Origin of the sequence: Janibacter sp. A1S7 (genome assembly GCF_037198315.1) — a bacterium.
In the GTDB taxonomy this organism is placed as follows: Bacteria; Actinomycetota; Actinomycetes; order Actinomycetales; family Dermatophilaceae; genus Janibacter; species Janibacter alittae.
Genome location: NZ_CP144913.1, coordinates 1,394,348 through 1,412,981, shown reverse-complemented (window position 1 = coordinate 1,412,981; position 18,634 = coordinate 1,394,348). Strand labels below are relative to the sequence as shown.

The 18,634-nt window shown below is 69.9% G+C and carries 19 protein-coding genes; 6 read left to right on the top strand and 13 right to left on the bottom strand.

Translation table 11 applies throughout. The annotated features are described in order from the left end of the window. Positions 1–195: 195 nt before the first annotated feature. The 4 genes from V1351_RS06740 to coxB all read right to left on the bottom strand — a co-directional run bounded on the left by V1351_RS06740 (position 196) and on the right by coxB (position 4,528). Positions 196–1,398, bottom strand: a complete 1,203-nt coding sequence (locus tag V1351_RS06740) for a L,D-transpeptidase (RefSeq protein WP_338751959.1) — start codon at positions 1,396–1,398, stop codon at positions 196–198. A gap of 132 nt (positions 1,399–1,530) precedes the next feature. Then, entirely contained in the window at positions 1,531–1,932 is a 402-nt protein-coding gene (locus tag V1351_RS06735) for a cytochrome c oxidase subunit 4 (RefSeq protein ID WP_338751958.1), read from the bottom strand. After that, the gene (gene ctaD / locus V1351_RS06730; RefSeq protein WP_338751957.1) at positions 1,929–3,653 is read right to left on the bottom strand and encodes a cytochrome c oxidase subunit I; all 1,725 of its coding nucleotides are present in this window, start codon (positions 3,651–3,653) and stop codon (positions 1,929–1,931) included. Before ctaD ends, V1351_RS06735 begins: the two co-directional genes overlap by 4 nt. Further along, the gene (gene coxB, locus V1351_RS06725) at positions 3,653–4,528 is read right to left on the bottom strand and encodes a cytochrome c oxidase subunit II (protein WP_338751955.1); all 876 of its coding nucleotides are present in this window, start codon (positions 4,526–4,528) and stop codon (positions 3,653–3,655) included. Before coxB ends, ctaD begins: the two co-directional genes overlap by 1 nt. Before the next feature lie 129 nt (positions 4,529–4,657). On the opposite strand from coxB, the gene V1351_RS06720 reads away from it, so the two are divergent. Beyond that, positions 4,658–5,851: a cysteine desulfurase family protein gene (locus V1351_RS06720; RefSeq protein ID WP_338751953.1), complete on the top strand. Its 1,194-nt coding sequence runs from the start codon at positions 4,658–4,660 to the stop codon at positions 5,849–5,851. On the opposite strand, the gene aat is transcribed toward V1351_RS06720, so the two are convergent. The 4 genes from aat to V1351_RS06700 all read right to left on the bottom strand — a co-directional run bounded on the left by aat (position 5,848) and on the right by V1351_RS06700 (position 9,338). Next, on the bottom strand, positions 5,848–6,597 hold the full coding sequence (gene aat / locus V1351_RS06715; RefSeq protein ID WP_338751951.1) for a leucyl/phenylalanyl-tRNA--protein transferase: 750 nt from the start codon (positions 6,595–6,597) through the stop codon (positions 5,848–5,850). The genes V1351_RS06720 and aat overlap by 4 nt on opposite strands. 16 nt (positions 6,598–6,613) lie before the next feature. Next, a complete protein-coding gene (locus V1351_RS06710) occupies positions 6,614–7,603 on the bottom strand; it encodes a carbohydrate kinase family protein (RefSeq protein WP_338751949.1) in 990 nt (329 codons plus the stop codon). A gap of 87 nt (positions 7,604–7,690) precedes the next feature. Then, positions 7,691–8,056 (bottom strand): HesB/IscA family protein, encoded by a 366-nt coding sequence (locus V1351_RS06705; protein WP_338751948.1) that lies wholly within the window; start codon positions 8,054–8,056, stop codon positions 7,691–7,693. 115 nt (positions 8,057–8,171) lie between these two features. Further along, a complete protein-coding gene (locus V1351_RS06700; protein WP_338751947.1) occupies positions 8,172–9,338 on the bottom strand; it encodes a glycerate kinase in 1,167 nt (388 codons plus the stop codon). A 40-nt stretch (positions 9,339–9,378) separates the two neighbouring features. Here V1351_RS06700 and nadA point away from each other — a divergent pair, with 40 nt between their 5' ends. Further along, positions 9,379–10,590, top strand: a complete 1,212-nt coding sequence (nadA, locus tag V1351_RS06695; RefSeq protein WP_338751946.1) for a quinolinate synthase NadA — start codon at positions 9,379–9,381, stop codon at positions 10,588–10,590. Between the two features lie 139 nt (positions 10,591–10,729). Next, complete coding sequence (locus V1351_RS06690) at positions 10,730–11,371, top strand: maleylpyruvate isomerase family mycothiol-dependent enzyme (protein ID WP_338751945.1); 642 nt, start codon at positions 10,730–10,732, stop codon at positions 11,369–11,371. Positions 11,372–11,490: 119 nt separating this feature from the next. Here V1351_RS06690 and V1351_RS06685 read toward each other — a convergent pair whose 3' ends face one another. After that, the gene (locus V1351_RS06685; RefSeq protein WP_338751943.1) at positions 11,491–12,531 is read right to left on the bottom strand and encodes a glutathione S-transferase family protein; all 1,041 of its coding nucleotides are present in this window, start codon (positions 12,529–12,531) and stop codon (positions 11,491–11,493) included. A gap of 95 nt (positions 12,532–12,626) precedes the next feature. Here V1351_RS06685 and V1351_RS06680 point away from each other — a divergent pair, with 95 nt between their 5' ends. Next, positions 12,627–13,616 (top strand): quinone oxidoreductase family protein, encoded by a 990-nt coding sequence (locus V1351_RS06680; RefSeq protein WP_338751941.1) that lies wholly within the window; start codon positions 12,627–12,629, stop codon positions 13,614–13,616. A 2-nt stretch (positions 13,617–13,618) separates the two neighbouring features. On the opposite strand, the gene V1351_RS06675 is transcribed toward V1351_RS06680, so the two are convergent. Continuing rightward, positions 13,619–14,116: an O-acetyl-ADP-ribose deacetylase gene (locus V1351_RS06675; RefSeq protein WP_338751938.1), complete on the bottom strand. Its 498-nt coding sequence runs from the start codon at positions 14,114–14,116 to the stop codon at positions 13,619–13,621. A gap of 92 nt (positions 14,117–14,208) precedes the next feature. Here V1351_RS06675 and V1351_RS06670 point away from each other — a divergent pair, with 92 nt between their 5' ends. Further along, positions 14,209–15,081 carry an oxidoreductase gene (locus V1351_RS06670; protein ID WP_338752475.1) on the top strand — a complete coding sequence of 291 codons (873 nt, stop codon included), beginning with the start codon at positions 14,209–14,211 and terminating at the stop codon, positions 15,079–15,081. Positions 15,082–15,189: 108 nt separating this feature from the next. On the opposite strand, the gene V1351_RS06665 is transcribed toward V1351_RS06670, so the two are convergent. After that, positions 15,190–16,554 carry a dipeptidase gene (locus V1351_RS06665; protein WP_338751936.1) on the bottom strand — a complete coding sequence of 455 codons (1,365 nt, stop codon included), beginning with the start codon at positions 16,552–16,554 and terminating at the stop codon, positions 15,190–15,192. A gap of 65 nt (positions 16,555–16,619) precedes the next feature. Between V1351_RS06665 and V1351_RS06660 the strand changes: the two genes are divergently transcribed. Further along, positions 16,620–17,192, top strand: a complete 573-nt coding sequence (locus V1351_RS06660; RefSeq protein ID WP_338751934.1) for a DUF3043 domain-containing protein — start codon at positions 16,620–16,622, stop codon at positions 17,190–17,192. A 69-nt stretch (positions 17,193–17,261) separates the two neighbouring features. On the opposite strand, the gene V1351_RS06655 is transcribed toward V1351_RS06660, so the two are convergent. Next, positions 17,262–17,474, bottom strand: a complete 213-nt coding sequence (locus V1351_RS06655; RefSeq protein WP_338751932.1) for a hypothetical protein — start codon at positions 17,472–17,474, stop codon at positions 17,262–17,264. Then, entirely contained in the window at positions 17,471–18,580 is a 1,110-nt protein-coding gene (gcvT, locus tag V1351_RS06650) for a glycine cleavage system aminomethyltransferase GcvT (RefSeq protein WP_338751930.1), read from the bottom strand. Before gcvT ends, V1351_RS06655 begins: the two co-directional genes overlap by 4 nt. Between the last annotated feature and the right edge of the window lie 54 nt (positions 18,581–18,634).

The window sequence follows — 18,634 nt, the reverse complement described above, 5'->3', positions numbered from 1 at the left end:
CGAGATCGGCCGAAGGGGATGCACTCGGCCCATGTGGGCGACGAGGTGAGAGGGCGAAGGATGTTGTCGGCCCGACTCGGGCCCCAGTCCGCACCGTGCACCTGGGTGTGATGAAGGGTCACCAGTGCGGACTGGGCGCCAAGGGCAGGCGACATCCCTTCGCTCGGACGACACGCCGACCGGGAGTCAAGCGAGTCAGGCAAGAGCGCTCTGCTGCTGCCACTGCGCCCACGAGAACTGCCAGACCCCGATCCCCTCGGTGGGCTTGAACTCGCGGTCCGAGCCCGTGAAGTTGACCGGGTCGCCGGCCAGCGAGTGCTTGTAGAACCACTTGGCGTTCTGGGGGGCCATGTTCACGCATCCGTGTGAGACGTTGGTACTGCCCTGGGCACCCACGGACCAGGGCGCGGAGTGGACGAACTCCCCGGTCCAGGTCACCCGCACGTTGTAGTCGGTATCGACCTTGTAGTAGCCCTTCTCGCCCTTGTCGATCCCGATCGTCGAGGAGTCCATCGTCATCTCGCGCTGCTTGCCGATGACGACCTTCATCCCCGACCGGGTCTCGGTCTCCTTGCCCGGCTTGCCACTGCTGACGGGGAAGCTCTTGATCGTCTGGCCGCCCCGGGAGACGGTCATCTCGTGCGTGGCGATGTCGACGGTGGCCATCTGGCGGCGTCCGATCGTCATCGAGCCACTGGCGTCCTCGGCCACCCACTTGTCCTCACCGGTCTGGTAGCCGGTGATCGGGGCATTGATCGTCACGCTCGTGCCCGGCGTCCAGAAGTCCTTGGGTCGCCACATCAGCTGCCGGTTGTCCAACCAACCCCACGACCCCTCGGTTCTCGGACTGGTCTCGACCGAGACGGCCTGCTCGATGGCTCGACGGTACTTCTCGTCGGTGACGGCGGAGTCGAACTGGATGCTCACCGGCATCCCGACGCCGACGGTGTGCCCGTTGTAGACGATCCCGTAGGTGGCGGTCACATCCGGGTCGTGTGTGGTGAACGTGGTCTTGTCGGTCGTGGCGCCGCCCTCGGGACCCTCTGCGGTGGTCGTGACCGTGTACTCGGTCGAGGGCTTCATCCGGGAACCGGAGGTCCACGTCTGTCCCTGGACCGTCCCCTCGATCTCGTCCCCTCCGGACCCGACGACGGTGACGTCGTCGAGGTCCCCTCGTACGACGTGCACCGTGATCTTCTCGTCGGGCATGACGTCGCCGGAGCCACCGGCCGGATCGACCTCGATCTCGGCCGGGGGAGGTGTCGTGGACGTGGATGTGGATGCCCCCGAGGAGGCGTTCGGGTCCGGCGAGCCCGAGCCGCTGGAGCAGCCGGTCAGGACGAGTGCGGCCGTCACGAGCAGGCCCACGACCGTGGCTGCGGGTGTCGTTCCCTTCACCAATTCACGTACCCCCGTGGAAACACTGGTGCGCCATGCCGCACTGCAGCGATGACGCACCCTGGCAAGACGTCGGAAGGGCCCCGGACCTGTTCGGCATTCGCAGGACCCCTCCGCGAGTGTACGCCCCGCTCAGTGGGCAAAGTCTCCCTTGAAGTACTCGAAGGTCCAGCCGCACACGGCCCACACCCCCATGATCATCCCCATCGCAGCGATCCAGTACGCCACCGCGACGCCGAGGAAGACCAAGCTGCCGGCCAGGGCCAGCCACAGCGGCCACCAGGAGTACGGCGAGAAGGCGCCGTAGGCACCTGCCTGCTCCTCGATCTCGCCGTGCTCGTTGTCCTCGGGACGAGCGGGTAGCTTCCGGCCGACTGCCCAGAGGAAGAAGGCGATCATGAAGCCGAGGCCGCCGCAGAGGTTCAACGCGACCCAGCCCACCGGCTCGACCCAGCCGCTCCAGAAGCCGTAGAGCACCCCGACTGCGACGAAGAAGACGCCGATGCCGGCAAAGAATCCGATTTCGGTCTTCATCGGGTGACCTCTTCCTTGGTGGCGGCGGTGGAGCGTGCCCGCAGCGCCTTGGGTGCGTACTCGGGGTGGTTCATGTCGAAGGTCGGGCGCTCGGAGCGGATCGGCGGGATCGACGTGAAGTTGTGCCGCGGCGGCGGGCAGGAGGTCGCCCACTCGAGGCTTCCGCCGTAGCCCCACGGGTCGTCGACCTCGACCAGCGGTGCGCTCACCTGGGTCTTCCACACGTTGTAGAAGAAGGGCAGGAAGCTGACCGCCAGGATCAGCGAGCCGACCGTGGAGACCTGGTTCGCCAGCTGGAAGTTGTCCTCGGGCATGTAGTCCGCGTACCGGCGCGGCATGCCCTCCACCCCCAGCCAGTGCTGGATCAGGAAGGTCATGTGGAAGCCGACGAACAGCAACCAGAAGTGGACCTTGCCCAGGAACTCGCCCAGCATCTTGCCGGTCCACTTCGGCCACCAGAAGTACATCCCTCCGAAGAAGGAGAAGACGATCGTGCCGAAGAGCACGTAGTGGAAGTGGGCGACGATGAAGTACGTGTCGGTGATGTGGAAGTCCATCGCCGGGCTGGCCATGATGATGCCGGTCAGACCACCGAAGAGGAAGGTCGACAGGAAGCCCAAAGCCCAGATCAACGGTGTGTCGAAGGAGAGCTTGCCGCCCCACATCGTGCCGATCCAGTTGAAGAACTTCACGCCTGTCGGGACGGAGATCGCCATCGTCATGACCGCGAAGAAGGGCAGGAAGACCTGACCGGTGCCGTACATGTGGTGGGCCCAGACGGAGACCGACAGGGCCGCGATGGCGATCGTGGCGAAGACGAGCGTCTTGTACCCGAAGATCGGCTTGCGGGAGAAGACGGGGAGGATCTCGGAGATCACGCCGAAGAACGGCAGGGCGAGGATGTAGACCTCCGGGTGGCCGAAGAACCAGAAGAGGTGCTGCCACAGCAGCGCGCCCCCGCTGTCGGCGGCAAAGATCTGCCCACCGAAGCGGCGGTCCACTCCGAGGCCGATGAGGGCCGAGGCCAGGACCGGGAAGGCCATCAGGATCAGCACCGAGGTGATCAGCACGGTCCAGGTGAAGACCGGCATGCGGAACATCGTCATGCCGGGTGCCCGCATGGTGATGATCGTGGTGATGAAGTTGACCGCACCGAGGATGGTGCCGAATCCGGCCAGGGCCAGACCCCAGACCCACAGGTCGCCACCGACGCCGGGGCTGTAGGTCGGGTCGGACAGCGGCGCGTAGGCGGTCCAGCCGAAGGCCGCCGCACCACCGGGGGTGATCAGTCCGGCTGCGGCGATGATGCCGCCGAAGAGGTAGAGCCAGTAGGCGAACATGTTCAGCCGGGGGAAGGAGACGTCCGGCGCCCCGATCTGCAACGGCATCAACGCGTTGGCGAAGCCGGCGAAGGCCGGGGTCGCGAACAGCAGCAGCATGATCGTGCCGTGCATCGTGAACATCTCGTTGAACTGCTCGGGGTTGTCCACCACCTGCAGCCCGGGTGCCCACAGCTCGAGCCGGATGACCAGCGCCATCAGTCCGCCGAGCAGGAACCACACGAAGCTGGTCACCATGTAGAGGTTGCCGATGACCTTGTGGTCGGTCGAGGTGATCATGCGGAAGAACTGGCTTCCGGCCCTCTCACGGCGGGCGAGGGTCTTCTCGGAGACCTCTGCCTCACTCGTGTTCCGGCTCAGTGCACCGGAGATCGTCGACATCAGTTCGTCTCCTCGTCATCGGTGAGATCGGGCACGAGGTCACGATCCCGCTGGTTGATGTCCTCACGGTTGAGGTCATTGCCCAGGAGGCCGGTCTGGCCCTTGTCCCGCAGCTCCTGCATGTGCGCCTCGTACTCGGCCGGCTCGACGATCTTGACGTTGAAGAGCATCTGCGCGTGGTAGGCCCCGCACAGCTCCGCGCACTTGCCCTGGAAGGTCCCCGTCTGCGACGGGACCACCTGGAAGCGGTTGACGATGCCGGGGTTGACATCCATCTTCTCGAGGAACGCCGGGACCCAGAAGGAGTGGATGACGTCACGCGAGGTGAGGATGAACTCGACCCGCTCGCCCTTCGGGAGGTACAGGGTCGGCAGGTTCTTCTCGTGGCCCGCCTCGCCGTCCAGCGGGGCCATGTGCCCGGCCTCGTGGACGTCCGCCTCGACGTAGTTGAAGTCCCAGCTCCACTGCTTGCCCACGACGTTGACCGTGACGTCGGGCTCCTGGGAGACGTCGATCAGCTGCGACTGCGCCTGCTCGGTGTAGAAGAAGAGCGCACCCACCATGAACATCGGCACGACGGTGTAGAGGATCTCCAGCGGCACGTTGTACTGCAGCTGCACCGGCAACGAACCGTCGTCGTCCTTGCGCTTGCGGTAGGCCACGATGCACCACAGCATCAGGCCCCAGACGAGCACACCCACGGCGAGGGCCGCGACCCACGACCAGATCCAGAGGTTCTCGACGAGCACGGACTCCTCGGTGACCCCCTCGGGCAGGTACCCGTTCTTGGGGTCGGTGTGGACGCCGACCGCACTACACGCCGAGACGACCGACAGGGCGGCGACGAGTCCGATCGCACCGATCCCGCGACGCACGCGCGGGGACGTTGTGCTCGAAGACACAGGCAAGGGGCACCTACTACTGGCCGAAGTTTTCAGAAGACGGTGCTCACATTACCGCAGGAGGATGGCCACATCGACGAAGGGTGGCACTAGCCTGCATGCGTGGCGCCACAGACCGATTCGACCCCACCGAACACTCGCGGAACCACTCCCGCAGAGGGGGTCTCGGGGCTCCTTGACGCCTCCCCCGGGCCCCTTCACCCGACCGCACTCGAGACGTGGCGTGCTGCTCGCGACCTGGCGTGGGCGGACCCCACCGCGCGACACGCGGCGGGCCGTCGGAGCCGAGCCCTGCTCGACACCGCCCGCGCCGTCATCGCGGAGGGTCTGGGCGTGCGACCGGACGAGGTCACGCTGCACGCCAGTGGTGACCAGGCGGCCCGCACTGCACTCCAGGGGCTGGCCAGAGGGCGGCGACGCCGCAGCGGACCTCCCGTGGCCTCCTCCGTGGAGCACTCCGGCCTGGTGCGGTGGATGCGGTCGGGCACGGTGGGCCCCGTCGAGGTGGCCGTCACCCCCACAGGGGCGCTCGACCTGACGGCTTGGCGTGTCGCGGTCACGGCGGAGACCCCCTTCGCCGTCCTGCAGGCCGCCAACCAGGAGGTCGGGACCCGTCAACCCCTCGCCGAGGCCCGGTCGGTCACGTCGGCGGCGGGCGTCCCGCTCCTCGTCGATGCCCGGGCCTCCGTGGGCCGGGACGCGGTGCCGAGCGACTTCGACGTCCTGGTGGCGGATGCGGCCTCGTGGGGCGGGCCCCGGCTGGGTGTGCTCGTCGTGCGCACCGGAATCCGCTTCTCGCCCCAGGATCCACCGAGCCCCCACGAGGCCGGCTTCGCCCTGGATCCGGTGGACGTCCCCACTGCGCTGGCGGCGGCGGAGTCATGGCGGCAGGTCGCTGCCGACCGGGCGGAGGAGTCCCGTCAGGCGGGCGAGCTGGTCGACAGGATCCGGACCGCAGCAGGTGCAGTGGCGGCGGTGGATGTCGTCGGCAATCCCAGGGATCGGTTGCCGCACGTGTGCACCTTCTCCGTGCTCTACGTCGACGGCGAGACCATCGTCGACGAGCTGGCCCGGCACGGCCTGGCCGTCGGCTCGGGGTCCGCGTGCACGTCCGACACGGTGGAACCCAGCCACGTGCTCGCGGCGATGGGCGCCCTCACCCAGGGCAACGTGCGCATCGTCCTTCCCCTGGGGGCCGTCTCCCCCGGCCGCGCGGACGACGTCGAGCGGCTGTGCACAGTTCTTCCGGGGGTCGTGCGCGAGGCCCGCGGGCGCCTGGGGATCACCGATCTCTAGGTCCGGGGCGGCTCCCCGGGCGCGGCCCGGCCGAAATCGATCGACGGGGCCTCCAGCGCCGCTGACAGCCTGGTCAGGTACTCACGGCGGTGCACCTCCTCGATCCCCAGCGTGCCCAGGTGCGGGGTGCGCCACTGCACGTCGATGATCCGGCGCTCGTCACCGTCGGCAGCGATGATCCGGTCCAGGTGGACCAGAGCGACCTTGGAGGCATCCGTCGCGTGGTGGAACATCGACTCCCCCGCGAAGAGGCCGCCCACGCCCAGACCGTAGAGACCACCGACGAGCGCGCCCCCGGCCTCGCGCACCTCGACACTGTGGGCCCAGCCGAGGTCGTGCAGCTCGGCGTAGGCCTCGGCCACCGCAGCACTGATCCACGCCCCCTCCCGGCCGGGGTCGGCGCAGGCGGCGACCACCTCGCGGAAGGACTGGTCCACCGTCACGGTGAACCTGCGCAGCGACCGCCGCAGGGACCGGGAGACGTGCGCCCTTCCGGGCAGGAGGACACCGCGCCACCGGGGGGACCACCACCCCATCGGGGGGCCACCCCCTTCGCCCAGACCCATCGGGAAGACACCCAGACGGTAGGCGGTGAGCACCGACAGCGGGTCGAGTCGCCCCCCGACGCCCACGACCTCGCCGGCGCTGCCCGGGTGGGCATCCGCGGCCCCGATCCCGGCACGCAGGTAGTTCGCCCACAGGGCGGATCCGCCGCGGGGCTCGATCGGGGGGAAGGGGGCGGTCATCCCGGGTGTGGCTCCCTCAGGGACGTCGGCAGCGGATGTGGCCGGCGATCAGCCCGGCGCTCTCGGCACCGTAGGCCTCGGTGAGTCGCTCCACGAAGCGGGTCGTGCCCACCTCGTACTCCTGGGTGCCCACCGTCTCGATGACGTACGTGGCGAGCATCGAGCCCAGCTCCGCCGACTCACGCAGGGGCAGTCCCTCGGCGATGCCGGTGAGGAAGCCGGCGCGGAAGGCGTCGCCGACCCCGGTGGGATCGGCCTTGGTGACCTCGCGGGCGGCCGAGACGTGGATGGGCTCGTCGAGGTCCCGGCCGGTGATGCGCACCCCGTCCTTGCCGAGGGTGGTCACGCGGTAGCCGACCCGGGAGTCGATCTCGTCCTGGGTCCAGCCCGTGCGCTGTGCGGTCAGGTGGCTCTCGTACTCGTTGGTGACGAGGTACTCGGCGCCGTCGACGAGATCACGGACCAGGTCACCGTCACCGAAGGCCAGCTGCTGGCTCGGGTCTGCCACGAAGGGAATGCCCCTGTCGCGGCACTCCTGGGTGTGCCGGCGCATGGCGTCCGGGTCGTCCGGGCCGACGAGGACCAGGTCGAGGCCGCCGACGCGCTCCGCGATCGGGGCGAGCTCGATCTCGCGTGCCTCGCTCATCGCGCCGGCGTAGAAGGTCGCGATCTGGGCCATGTCGTCGTCGGTCGTGCACACGAAGCGCGCGGTGTGCTGGACCTCGGAGGTCCTGACCGAGTCGCAGTCGACACCGTGGCGCTCCAGCCAGCTGCGGTAGTCGGCGAAGTCCCGGCCGACGGCGCCGACGAGCACCGGTCGCTGACCGAGATTGCCCATACCGAAGCAGATGTTGGCCGCGACTCCCCCGCGCCGGATGTCCAGCTTGTGGGCCAGAAAGCTCACGGAGATCTTGTCCAGCTGGTCGGCGACCAGTGAGTCGGCGAAGCGACCCGAGAAGGACATCAGGTGGTCGGTGGCGATGGATCCGGCGATGGCGATGGGCACGCCCGCAACCCTACAGACGCGCCCCGGGAGTGCGGAGGGCCTCCTCACCGGGTGTGGTGAGGAGGCCCGTCAGGCTGCCGGCTCGGCTCAGCCGAAGCTGTCGCCGCAGGCACAGGAGCTGCCCGCGTTGGGGTTGTCGATGGTGAAGCCCTGCTTCTCGATCGTGTCGGCGAAGTCGATCGTGGCGCCCGAGAGGTAGGGGGCACTCATCCGGTCGACGACGACGGCGACACCGTCGAAGTCCTTGACGAGGTCACCGTCGAGGGAACGCTCGTCGAAGTAGAGCTGGTAGATCAGCCCGGAGCAGCCGCCGGGCTGGACGCCGATGCGCAGTCGGAGGTCGTCCCGCCCCTCCTGCTCGAGCAGCGACTTGACCTTGCCCGCAGCGACATCGGTGAGGATGACCTCGTGGCTGTCGGTGGCAACGTCGGAAGAAGTGTCCTGGACGCTCATGCGATGTCCTCGTGGCTCGGGGGTGTGGCAGTGGCGGAGTCCCGCCACATCGGGTCGAACGCGACGGTGACGCCGGTTGTTCCCATGCGCTCACCCTACGCCAGTTGTGGTGGTGTCAATGGCGGGGTGACCATGTCGTCGCGACCCGCGCCGCGCGGTCGGTGAGGGTGCCGACCGGGTCGGCGATCGAGCGCTCGACGTCCTCGTACCGGTCGGCCACGGCGTAGCTCCCGCTGAGACCGAGCGACATGGCCTCACGCCGGCCGATGAGTACCCGGCCGCACAGCGCCACCGTTGGCGTCGCATGCGTCGCGGCGAGCTCAGCGACCCCGGCGACCACCTTGCCCTGCATGCTCTCGTGGTCCAAACAGCCCTCGCCGGTGATGACGACGTCGGCGGCCGCCAGGAGCGGGCCCAGCCCCACCGCGTCGAGGACGGTCTCGACCCCGCTCGTGCGCCGGGCACCCAGGAGCATCAGCCCGTAGCCCACGCCACCAGCGGCACCGGCGCCCGGCTCCCGGTCGAGTCGACGCTCCTGGCCCGTGAGCAGGTCCGCCCCCGCGGGCATGACCCGACGGACCTGGTCCGCGAAGTGCCCCAGGGCTCCTTCGAGGAGCTGGGACTGCTCGGGCGTGGCGCCCTTCTGCTCGGAGAAGACGGCGCTGGCACCCTTCAGCCCCAGCAGCGGCGAGGCGACGTCCGTCGCAGCGACCAGCTCCACCCCGGCAAAGCGCGCCCGGGTGGCCGCCAGTCCGGCCAGGTCACCCTCCCTGGCGGCGATCAGGCCGGCGCCCCCACCACCGAGGACCTCACGCGGTCCTGCGCCCACGGCGGCGAGCATGCCGGCACCGGCGTCGTTGGTCCCCGACCCACCGAGGCCGACGACGATCCGCTCCACGTCCTGCTCAAGTGCCGCCGACAGCAACTCGCCCAGGCCCCACGTGGAGGTCACTCCGGGGTCGCGTGCGGATGCATCGAGCAGATGCAGGCCGATCGCCTGGGCCGACTCCACCCACGCGGTGCGTCGCCCCCCTTCGTCCGTGGTGACGTGCACGGCCGCCGGGACGGCTCCACCGCGGGGGCCGGTCACGGTGACGACCGAGGAGTCGCCGGGGCGCGACGCGGTGAGGACATCGATGAATCCGGGGCCGCCGTCGCTGAGCGGGACGAGGGTCAGCAGGTCATCGGGTGCCTTGCGGCGCCACCCGGCCGCGATCGCCTCCGCCGCCTGGGTCGCTGTGAGGGTGCCGGTGAAGCGGTCCGGCGCGATGAGCACGTGCACGCATGGACTCTACCGAGGACGCCGTGGAGGGTGTGGCAGCATGCCTGCCGTGAGCCAGACGACCCAGACCAGCCCGGCCCCCCTGTCGCTGCTCGTCCTCGGTCAGGACAGCGACCCGCACTCGGAGCGAGGTGTCGAGTGCCCGGGAGACCTGCCGGAGCCCTCCGACCCCGGCCTGGTCGCGCGTGCACGTGCCGCGAAGGAGGCACTGGGCGACCGCGTCTTCGTGCTCGGACACCACTACCAGCGCGACGAGGTCATCGAGTTCACGGACACCACCGGCGACTCCTTCAAGCTGGCCAAGGAGGCCGCGGCCCGACCGGACGCGCCGTACATCGTCTTCTGCGGCGTGCACTTCATGGCCGAGTCCGCCGACGTCCTCACCAGCGACGAGCAGACGGTCGTGCTGCCGGACCTGGCAGCGGGCTGCTCCATGGCGGACATGGCCGCCCTGCACCAGGTCGAGGACTGCTGGGACGACCTCGTCGAGGCCGGGGTCGCGGAGTCGACGATCCCGGTGACGTACATGAACTCCTCCGCGGCCATCAAGGCCTTCACCGGCCGCAACGGCGGCACCGTGTGCACCAGCTCCAACGCCGAGCGCGCCCTCACCTGGGCCTTCGACCAGGTGGGTGGAGTCGAGGGCGAGGGCAAGGTCCTCTTCCTGCCCGACCAGCACCTGGGCCGCAACACGTGGGCGCGCGACCTCGGACGCGACCTCGAGGACTGCGTCGTGTGGAACCCGCACCTGCCGATGGGTGGCCTGACGCTCGAGGAGATCCGCGACGCGCGGATGATCCTGTGGCGAGGCCACTGCTCGGTCCACGGACGCTTCACCCCCGAGGCCGTCGAGACGGCGCGACGGGAGATCCCCGGCGTCCGCGTGATCGTGCACCCGGAGTGCCGCAACGAGGTCGTCGCGCTCGCCGACGAGGTCGGCTCGACGGAGAAGATCATCAGGGCCGTCTCCTCCGCCCCCGCGGGTACGAAGTGGGTCGTCGGTACCGAGCTCAACCTCGTGCAGCGCCTGGCGAAGGAGCACCCGGAGCAGCAGATCAGCTTCCTCGAGAAGAACGTCTGCTACTGCTCGACGATGAACCGGATCGACTTGCCACACCTCGTCTGGGCGCTCGAGTCGCTCGTGGAGGGTCGCGTGGTCAATCCGATCGTCGTCGACGAGACCGTCGCCGAGCAGGCCAGGACAGCGCTGGACCGGATGCTCGCCCTGCCGGGGGAACGATCCACCGACTGAGGGGCCTGTCGCCTCGGGGGCGCCTCACCCGTCCCTGGTTTCTCGGGTCACCCGATAATCCCCTGCTTCGCCCGAGTTTCCTACTCCTGCACAGCCGGGGAAACTCATGCAGAGCACGGGCGGTGGCACGCTGGTACGGGTGGATGACGCCCAGCTGATCGCCCGGACCGCCGCCAACCGCAGCCGCTTCGCCGACACCCTCGACCGGCTCGGTGAGCAGCACGCCGGCGATGCGACGCTGTGCGAAGGGTGGGACGTGCGCACCCTCGCCGGTCACCTGCTGCAGCCGGTCCACGTACCGTCGTGGCGTTTCCTCCTCACCGCGGCGCGGATGCGCTCGATGGCCCGCGCCTGCGATGTGTACGCCGCTCGACTCGGTGATCGACCGCTGGCGGCGATCGCCGCGGAGATCCGTGAGCGCGCCGCGGACGGCTCGAAACCCTGGTACATCGGCCACGCCGGGCCATTCACCGACGCGTGCATCCACCTGCGAGACCTCGCCGAACCGCAGCGTATGGACGTGACCGCGCCGGTCGAGGACTGGCACACCGCGCTCGAGATCATCGTCTCGCCACGGGGTCGGCAGTCCTTCATCCCCGTGCCGGGACTGCTTGACGGCCTGCGGTGGGTGGCCTCCGACGTGGACTGGGCGCATGGCGACGGGGCTGTGGTCACCGGTTCGGCCGAGGCGCTGGCCATGGTGCTGTCCGGCCGGCCCGCCTACGTGGACCGGGTGACCGGCGACGGCGCCGGGACGGTGCGCGAGCGGCTGGACGCCTGACCGGTGGGTGACTCTCGGGTACGACGACACGGTCGACCCGAGGATCTGGCCGCAACCCCGGGACTGCGGGCCTCGGGCCGTACCGGGGTCGCCGGTGCGTCGCCGTACCCGCGCGTTGCTCAGGCCGAGCGGACCATGCCCGTCTCGTCGAGCAGCGGGTTGTGCGCCACCGACACGCGCTCTTCCTCGCTCGGCGGGCCGGGCGGGGTCGCACCGGGGGCGAAGGGAGACCCGCCCAGGGCCTCGCGACCGTGCGGCTCCAGCCAGTTCGAATAGTCCGGGCCGGCAGGGACGATGCCCGTGGGGTTGATGTCCCGGTGGACCTCGTAGTAGTGGCTCTTGATGTGGGTGAAGTCGGTGGTGTCGCCGAACCCGGGCGTGGTGAACAGGTCGCGGGCGTAGGCCCACAGCACCGGCATCTCGCTCAGCTTGGAGCGGTTGGCCTTGAAGTGCCCGTGGTAGACGGCGTCGAAGCGCGCGAGCGTGGTGAAGAGCCGCACGTCGGCCTCGGTGATGTGCTCACCCATGAGATAGCGACGGGTGGACAGCCGCTCCTCGAGCCAGTCCATCGCGGTCCACAGCCGGTCGTAGGCCGTCTCGTACGCCGCCTGGTCGCCGGAGAAGCCGCAGCGGTACACGCCGTTGTTGATCTCGGTGTAGACGCGCTTGTTGACGACCTCCATCTCATCGCGCAGGTCCGCGGGCCACAGGTCCGGGGCGCCCTCGCGGTGGTGCTCACGCCACTGCGTGGAGAGGTCGAACGTGATCTGCGGGAAGTTGTTGGTCACGAGCTGTCCGGACGGGACATCGACGATCGCCGGGACGGTGATCCCCTTCGGGTAGTCGGGGAAGCGAGCGAGGTAGGCGTCCTTGATCCGCGGGATGCCCAGGACCGGGTCGAGGTGGCCGGGGTCGAGGTCGAAGGTCCAGCTGTCGGCGTCGTGGGTCGGGCCGGTGACCCCCATCGAGATGGCGTCCTCGAGGCCGAGGAGACGACGCACGATGATCGCGCGATTGGCCCAGGGACAGGCGCGGGAGACGACGAGTCGGTAGCGCCCCACCTCGACGGGCCACTCCCCCGTCCCGTCGGAGGTGATCCGGTCCTCGATGTAACTCGTGTCCCGGGTGAATTCCTTCTCGACATACGTTCCCTGTGCCATACCGCCCATCATAGTTGAAACCTAAACTTAAATCCACCCCCAGTGCTCGTGACGCGACTCTGGTCCGCGCCGCTCGCGCCTGCAACGATGCTCGGGTGCGCGCAGCGACAAGACGCCGGTACGGCGGCCCCGAGGTCGTCGAGATCCGCGACGTGCCCACTCCTTCCCCCGGCTCCGGTGAGGTCCTCGTGCGCGTGCACGCGACCACCGTCAACCGCACCGACTGCGCGTACCGGTCCGGTCGGCCGTGGATCAACCGGGTCGTCTGCGGGTGGCCGCGCCCGCGGGTGCAGATCCTGGGCTCCGAGTACGCCGGCACCGTCGCCGCTCTCGGCAAGGGCGTGACCCGCTGGGCGGAGGGGGAACGGGTCTTCGGCTTCGTCGACGGGAGACCGGGGGCGCACGCCGAGCTGCTCGTCGTCGCCGCGGACGGGCTCATCGCACCCGTACCGGCCGGGATGGAGGTGGAGGCCGCGGCACCGGCGATGGAGGGGGCCTTCTACGCGCACGCCTTCCTGCGGGTGACCGGTCTGGGCCGCGGCCACCGCGCGCTCGTGCACGGCGCCACCGGCACCATCGGCACCGCGCTCGTCCAGCTGCTGCGTGCCGAGGGCGTCGAGGTCACGGCCGTGTGCGACCGACGTCCCACCGCGCACCCGGACCTCCTCGAGGAACTCGGGGCAGCCCACGTCATCGACCTCTCCGAGGGCACCGACCTGCGCTCCGCCGGCGGGGGGTTCGACGCGGTCATCGACGCGACCGGGCACCTCCCCTTCGCCACCGGCCGGCCCCTGCTGCGGCCCGGCGGCAGCTACAGCTCCTCCGAGCTCGGCCGAGGGGGCCAGAACCTCGGGCTCGCCGCGATCGGACCGGTCACCCGCAGGCTGGGGCGCCGACACGTGCGCTTCCCCTACCCCAGTGGCGACGCGGCCCTGGCCGCCCACGTGGCCGAGCTGATGACGCAGGGCGCCTACCGGCCCGTCGTCGACCGCACCCACGACTTCGCTGATCTGCGGGAGGCCTACGCCTGGGTCGACACCGGGCGGAAGGTCGGCTCGGTCGTGGTCCGCATGCCCAGCACCTGAGGTCAGCCCAGGCCCCGCGAGACCTGCGCGAAGGTCGCCTCGTCGAAGGCCACGATCCGCACGTCGGCCACCTGCGTCTCAGCCGTGGCGAGCGTCTCGACCGCCGCAGCGATCGCGTCCTCCTTGGGCCAGCCGTAGATCCCGGCACTGATGAGCGGGAAGGCAACGCTGCGCGCCCCGAGCTCGTCGGCGACCTCGAGGCTGCGCCGGTAGCACGAGGTCAGCAGCGAGCGGTCGGTCTGCCCGGCGCGGTGGTTCGGCCCGACCGTGTGGATCACCCAGCGCGAAGGGAGGTCACCGGCGGTCGTCCAGCCCGCCTCACCGGTGGGCAGGCCGTCGGGAAAGCGCTCGATGCACTCCTGCAGCACTGCCGGCCCGCCGGCGCGGTGGATCGCCCCGTCCACTCCCCCGCCTCCGCGCATTGCGGAGTTCGCTGCGTTGACGATCGCGTCAACCTGCTGCGTGGTGATGTCCCCGTGGACGGCGGTGAGCGCTGGCATGCGGTCAGTCTCCCCCTTCTCCGACGCCGTCGGTAGCCTCGCCCCGAGAGCGCAGGGGATGACCCTGATCCCACCCAGGAAGGCACGACATGATGACCACTGGGTCGACCACGCCCCCCGGCGGCACCTGGAACCTCGGTGACCGGACCGTCACCCGCTTCGGCTACGGGGCGATGCGGCTCGCGGGGCCCGGGGCGATGGGGCCGCCAGCGGACCATGACGGCGCGATCGCGGTGCTGCGCGAGGCGGTCGCACAGGGTGTCACGCACATCGATACCAGCCACGCCTACGGTCCACGGGTCACCAACGAGGTGATCCGTGAGGCGCTGCACCCCTATCCGGAGTCGGTGCTGATCGCGACCAAGGTCGGCGTGAACCGCGACGCCACGGGAGGCTGGCCGACCGCGTGCACCCCCGCTGATCTGCGCCAGCAGGTGCACGAGAACCTCGAGTCCCTGGGCGCCGAACGCCTCGACCTGGTGAACATGCGCATGGGCGACGACAACGACCCCCGGTCGGGCGCGATCGTCGAGGCCATGGAGACCCTCGCCGGACTCCAGCAGGAGGGACTGATCGGCCAGCTCGGAGTCAGCAACGTCGCCGCGGAGCAGGTTGCCCGGGCCCGCGCGGTGACACCGATCGTCTGCGTGCAGAACCTGTACAACCTCGCCAGCCGGTGGGACGACCAGCTGATCGATGACCTCGCCGCCGACACCATCGCCTACGTCCCCTACCTCCCCCTCGGCGGGTTCACCGGGCTCCACGCCGGTGCCCTCAGCGCTGTGGCAACCCGGCTGGAGGCGACCCCAACGGCTGTCGCCCTTGCCTGGTTGCTGCAGCGCTCGGAGAACATCCTCCTCATCCCCGGAACCTCGAAGGTCGCGCACCTGCGCGAGAACGTCACCGGCGCCAGCATCTCCCTCACGGAACAGGACGTCGCCGAGCTCGACGCCATCGCCCCCTGATGCTCGCGTCGGCTCGTCAGCCACCCCAGGCGGGACCGGCCCGGCTCGTCGGTCCGGCTGCGGTGCAGCTCGTCGATCCACTCGGCGCTCTGCGGCAGCGCTCAGTCCTCAGGCACGCATGGCGCCCAGACGGGCGAGCAGCAACGCCTCGGCTGTGCAGACCTTCTCGAACTCCCCCAGGTGCAGTGACTCGTTGGCACCGTGGGCGCGGGTGTCCGGGTCCTCGACGCCGGTGACGAGGATCGCCGCGTCGGGGAACTTCTCCGCGAAGGCCTGCACGAAGGGGATCGAGCCGCCGATGCCCACGTCGACCGGGTCGGTGCCCCACGCGTCGGCGAAGGCGGCGCGAGCCTGGTCGTAGATCGGACCCTCGGCGTCGGCGGCGAAGCCCCAGCCCTGCTCGTCGAGCTCGACCTCGACGGTGGCGCCCCACGGAGCGTGCTCCTGCAGGTGCTTCTGCAGCAGCGCCCACGCCTGCTGCGGGTCCTGGGTCGGGTTGAGGCGCAGGTTGATCTTGGCGCTCGCACCGGCGTTGAGCACGTTGCCCGCCTCGTCGACGCTCGGGGCGTCGATGCCGATGACGACGGCGGCCGGCTTGGTCCACAACCGCGAGGGGATCGAGCCGGTGCCGATCAGCTCGGTGCCCTCCAGCAGGCCGGACTCCTCACGCAACCGGGCCTCGTCGTAGTCGATCTCCGGAGCGTCGGTGTGCACGAGCCCCTCGATCGCGACGTCACCCTGGTCGTCGTGGAGCGTGGCCATCAGGCGGCACAGTGCGGTGATCGCGTCGGGGCAGGCCCCGCCGAACATGCCCGAGTGCACGCCGTGGTCCAGGGTGCGCACGGTGACGACGGCACGAAGGGAGCCGCGCAGCGTGGTCGTCAGCGCGGGCGTCCCGATGGCCCAGTTGAGCGAGTCCGCGAGGACGATCGCGTCCGAGGTCAGCTTGTCGCCGTGGCGCTGCAGGATCCGCGGCAGTGACTCGCTGGCGATCTCCTCCTCGCCCTCGACGAAGACCGTGACACCCACGGGCAGCTCGCCCGAGTGGGCGCGCAGGGCGGCGATGTGCGCCATGACCCCGGCCTTGTCGTCTGCCGCGCCGCGGCCGTAGAGGCGCCCGTCGACCTCGGTCGGCTCGAAGGGGTCGGTGTCCCAGTCCTCGCGGTTGCCGGGCGGCTGGACGTCGTGGTGCGCGTAGAGCAGGACGGTGGGCGCGCCCTCCGGGCCGTTGATGTGCCCGATCACGGCGGGGCGTCCCCCTTCGCTGACGATCTCGACGTCGAGGCCCTCCGCGCGCAACAGCTGCGCGGTGCGCTCGGCGGAGGCCTGCACGGTGGCCTGGTCGAAGGAGTCGAGGCTGACACTCGGGATCCGGGTGAGGTCCTCGAGGTCGGCGCGCACCTGCGGCATCAGCTCGCGGACGCGGCCGCGCAGGGTCTCGATCTGGTCTGCGGTGAGAGTGGTGTCGGTCACGGCTCCGACGCTATCGCGTACGGCCGACGACCACTGCCGCAGGCCGTGCGCCTAGAGTGCACCTCGTGTTCGGACGCAAGAAGGATGACAAGGCCGCCGCCCCGGAGCAGGACCACCAGCACCGCGAGGGGGCGAAGAACCGACCGACTCCCAAGCGCAAGGACCAGGAGGCGGCCCGCAAGCGACCCCTCGTGCAGAACGACCGCAAGGCCGCCAAGGCCGCCGACCGGGAGGCCCGTCGCGCCCAGGGCCAGAAGGTGCGCCAGGCGATGGTCACCGGCGACGACCGGCACCTGCCCCCACGCGACAAGGGACCCGTCCGCCGCTATGCCCGCGACGTCGTCGACGCGCGCTGGAGCCTGGGGGAGCTGCTGCTGCCGCTGATGCTCGCGGTCCTCGTCCTCAGCCTCTTCGCCGGCGAGTGGGCGACATTCGTCTTCCTCGCCGTCTACGTGCTGATCATCATCGCAATCATCGACGTCTGGCTCCTGTGGCGCCGCACCAAGCCCAAGATCCTCGCGCGGTTCGGTGAGGACACCGAGCTGCGTGGCGTCGGGATGTACCAGGCGATGCGCGCCTTCCAGATGCGCCGTACCCGCCTACCCAAGCCGAAGGTCGAGCGGGGCGCGAAGGTCTGACCGGACCGACCCCGCACGCACGAAGGGCCGCACCTGCTCGAGCAGGTGCGGCCCTTCGTGCGAGCGGCGCTACTCGGCGGACAGGGGCATCGGCCCGTAGACGAGCTCGGCCTCACGCAGCAGGCTCACCTGGGCGACACCGGCCTCGGCCAGGTCCTCCCACGACTCGGCGAACCACGCCTCGGCGTCCGCCTGGGTCGGGAAGGGCACGGAGTGCTCGGGACGATCGGCCAGCGTCTGGCCCGTGGCGTCCTCGAGTCGCCAGCGGAATGCGTCGGTCATGACGTCGCCTGCACCTCGACGAAGGGGGGCTTGGTCACCGTGGCAGCGACGTCGCGACCGCGCACGTCGATGACGATCGCGTCGCCCCAGGTGACGACCCGGTCGACCAGGATCAGCGCGATGCCCTGCTTGAGCGTCGGGCTGAAGGTGCCGGAGGTGACCACCCCGACCTCGGTGCCCTCGCTGTCGCGAACGGCACACCCGGGGCGCGGGATGCCGCGACCGGTCACCGTGGCGCCACGCAACAGGCGTGAAGACTTGGCCACGCGCTGGCTGACGAGCGCGTCCTTGCCCCAGAAGCGCTCCTTGTCCCAGCCGACCGCCCACGCGGCGCGGGCCATGACGGGGGTGATCTGCGGGCTGAGGTCGTTGCCGTGCAGCGGGTAGCCCATCTCGGTGCGCAGCGTGTCGCGCGCGCCGAGACCGCAGGGCAGGCCCTCGTACGGGGCCATCGCCTCGACGAGCGCGTCCCACAGCTCGAGGCCGGCAGCGGCGGGTGCGACGAGCTCGTAGCCTCGCTCCCCCGTGTAGCCGGTGCGGCAGACCGTCAGCTCGTGGTCGCGCCACCGGGCGGTGTCGTAGGACATGAAGTCGTGGTCGATGGGCAGGTCGAGCGCCGTGAGGACCTCGTCGCTCCTGGGTCCCTGGACGGCGAGGACGGCGAAGTCGTCGTGATGGTCCTCGACCTCGACGCCCTCGGGGGCTTCGGCGCGCAGCTTGTCGACGACCGTGGCGGAGTTCGCCGCATTGGGCATGAGGAAGAGGTCGCCGACACCGCGCAGGTAGATGATGAGGTCGTCGATGACACCGCCCGACTCGTCGCAGCACATCGTGTACTGCGCCTGCCCGGGACCGATCCGGGTGAGGTCGTTCGTCAGCGTCGTGTTGACCAGCTCGGCCGCGCCCTCGCCCCGGATGAAGACCTTGCCCAGGTGGCTGACGTCGAAGAGGCCGACCCGCTCACGGACGGCCGCGTGCTCGGCGACGACGCCGCCACCGGGGTACTCGATCGGCATCTCCCAGCCGCCGAAGTCCGCCATCTTGGCCGTGAGGGCGACGTGCCGGTCATGGATCGGTGACGTGCGCAGTGCGGAGGTTTCGCTCATGTGACGAACGCTACCGTCTCGCGCTACGGGATAGCCTTGCCGGTACAACCACCA

What these genes read in the sequence shown, in the direction of transcription:
- V1351_RS06735 (WP_338751958.1), bottom strand. Translation starts at nt 1,932, where the DNA reads ATGAAGACCGAAATCGGATTCTTTGCCGGCATCGGCGTCTTCTTCGTC.
- ctaD (WP_338751957.1), bottom strand. Translation starts at nt 3,653, where the DNA reads ATGTCGACGATCTCCGGTGCACTGAGCCGGAACACGAGTGAGGCAGAG.
- aat (WP_338751951.1), bottom strand. Translation starts at nt 6,597, where the DNA reads ATGACCGCCCCCTTCCCCCCGATCGAGCCCCGCGGCGGATCCGCCCTG.
- V1351_RS06705 (WP_338751948.1), bottom strand. Translation starts at nt 8,056, where the DNA reads ATGAGCGTCCAGGACACTTCTTCCGACGTTGCCACCGACAGCCACGAG.
- nadA (WP_338751946.1), top strand. Translation starts at nt 9,379, where the DNA reads ATGCCTGCCGTGAGCCAGACGACCCAGACCAGCCCGGCCCCCCTGTCG.
- V1351_RS06685 (WP_338751943.1), bottom strand. Translation starts at nt 12,531, where the DNA reads ATGGCACAGGGAACGTATGTCGAGAAGGAATTCACCCGGGACACGAGT.
- V1351_RS06675 (WP_338751938.1), bottom strand. Translation starts at nt 14,116, where the DNA reads ATGCCAGCGCTCACCGCCGTCCACGGGGACATCACCACGCAGCAGGTT.
- V1351_RS06670 (WP_338752475.1), top strand. Translation starts at nt 14,209, where the DNA reads ATGACCACTGGGTCGACCACGCCCCCCGGCGGCACCTGGAACCTCGGT.
- V1351_RS06655 (WP_338751932.1), bottom strand. Translation starts at nt 17,474, where the DNA reads ATGACCGACGCATTCCGCTGGCGACTCGAGGACGCCACGGGCCAGACG.
- gcvT (WP_338751930.1), bottom strand. Translation starts at nt 18,580, where the DNA reads ATGAGCGAAACCTCCGCACTGCGCACGTCACCGATCCATGACCGGCAC.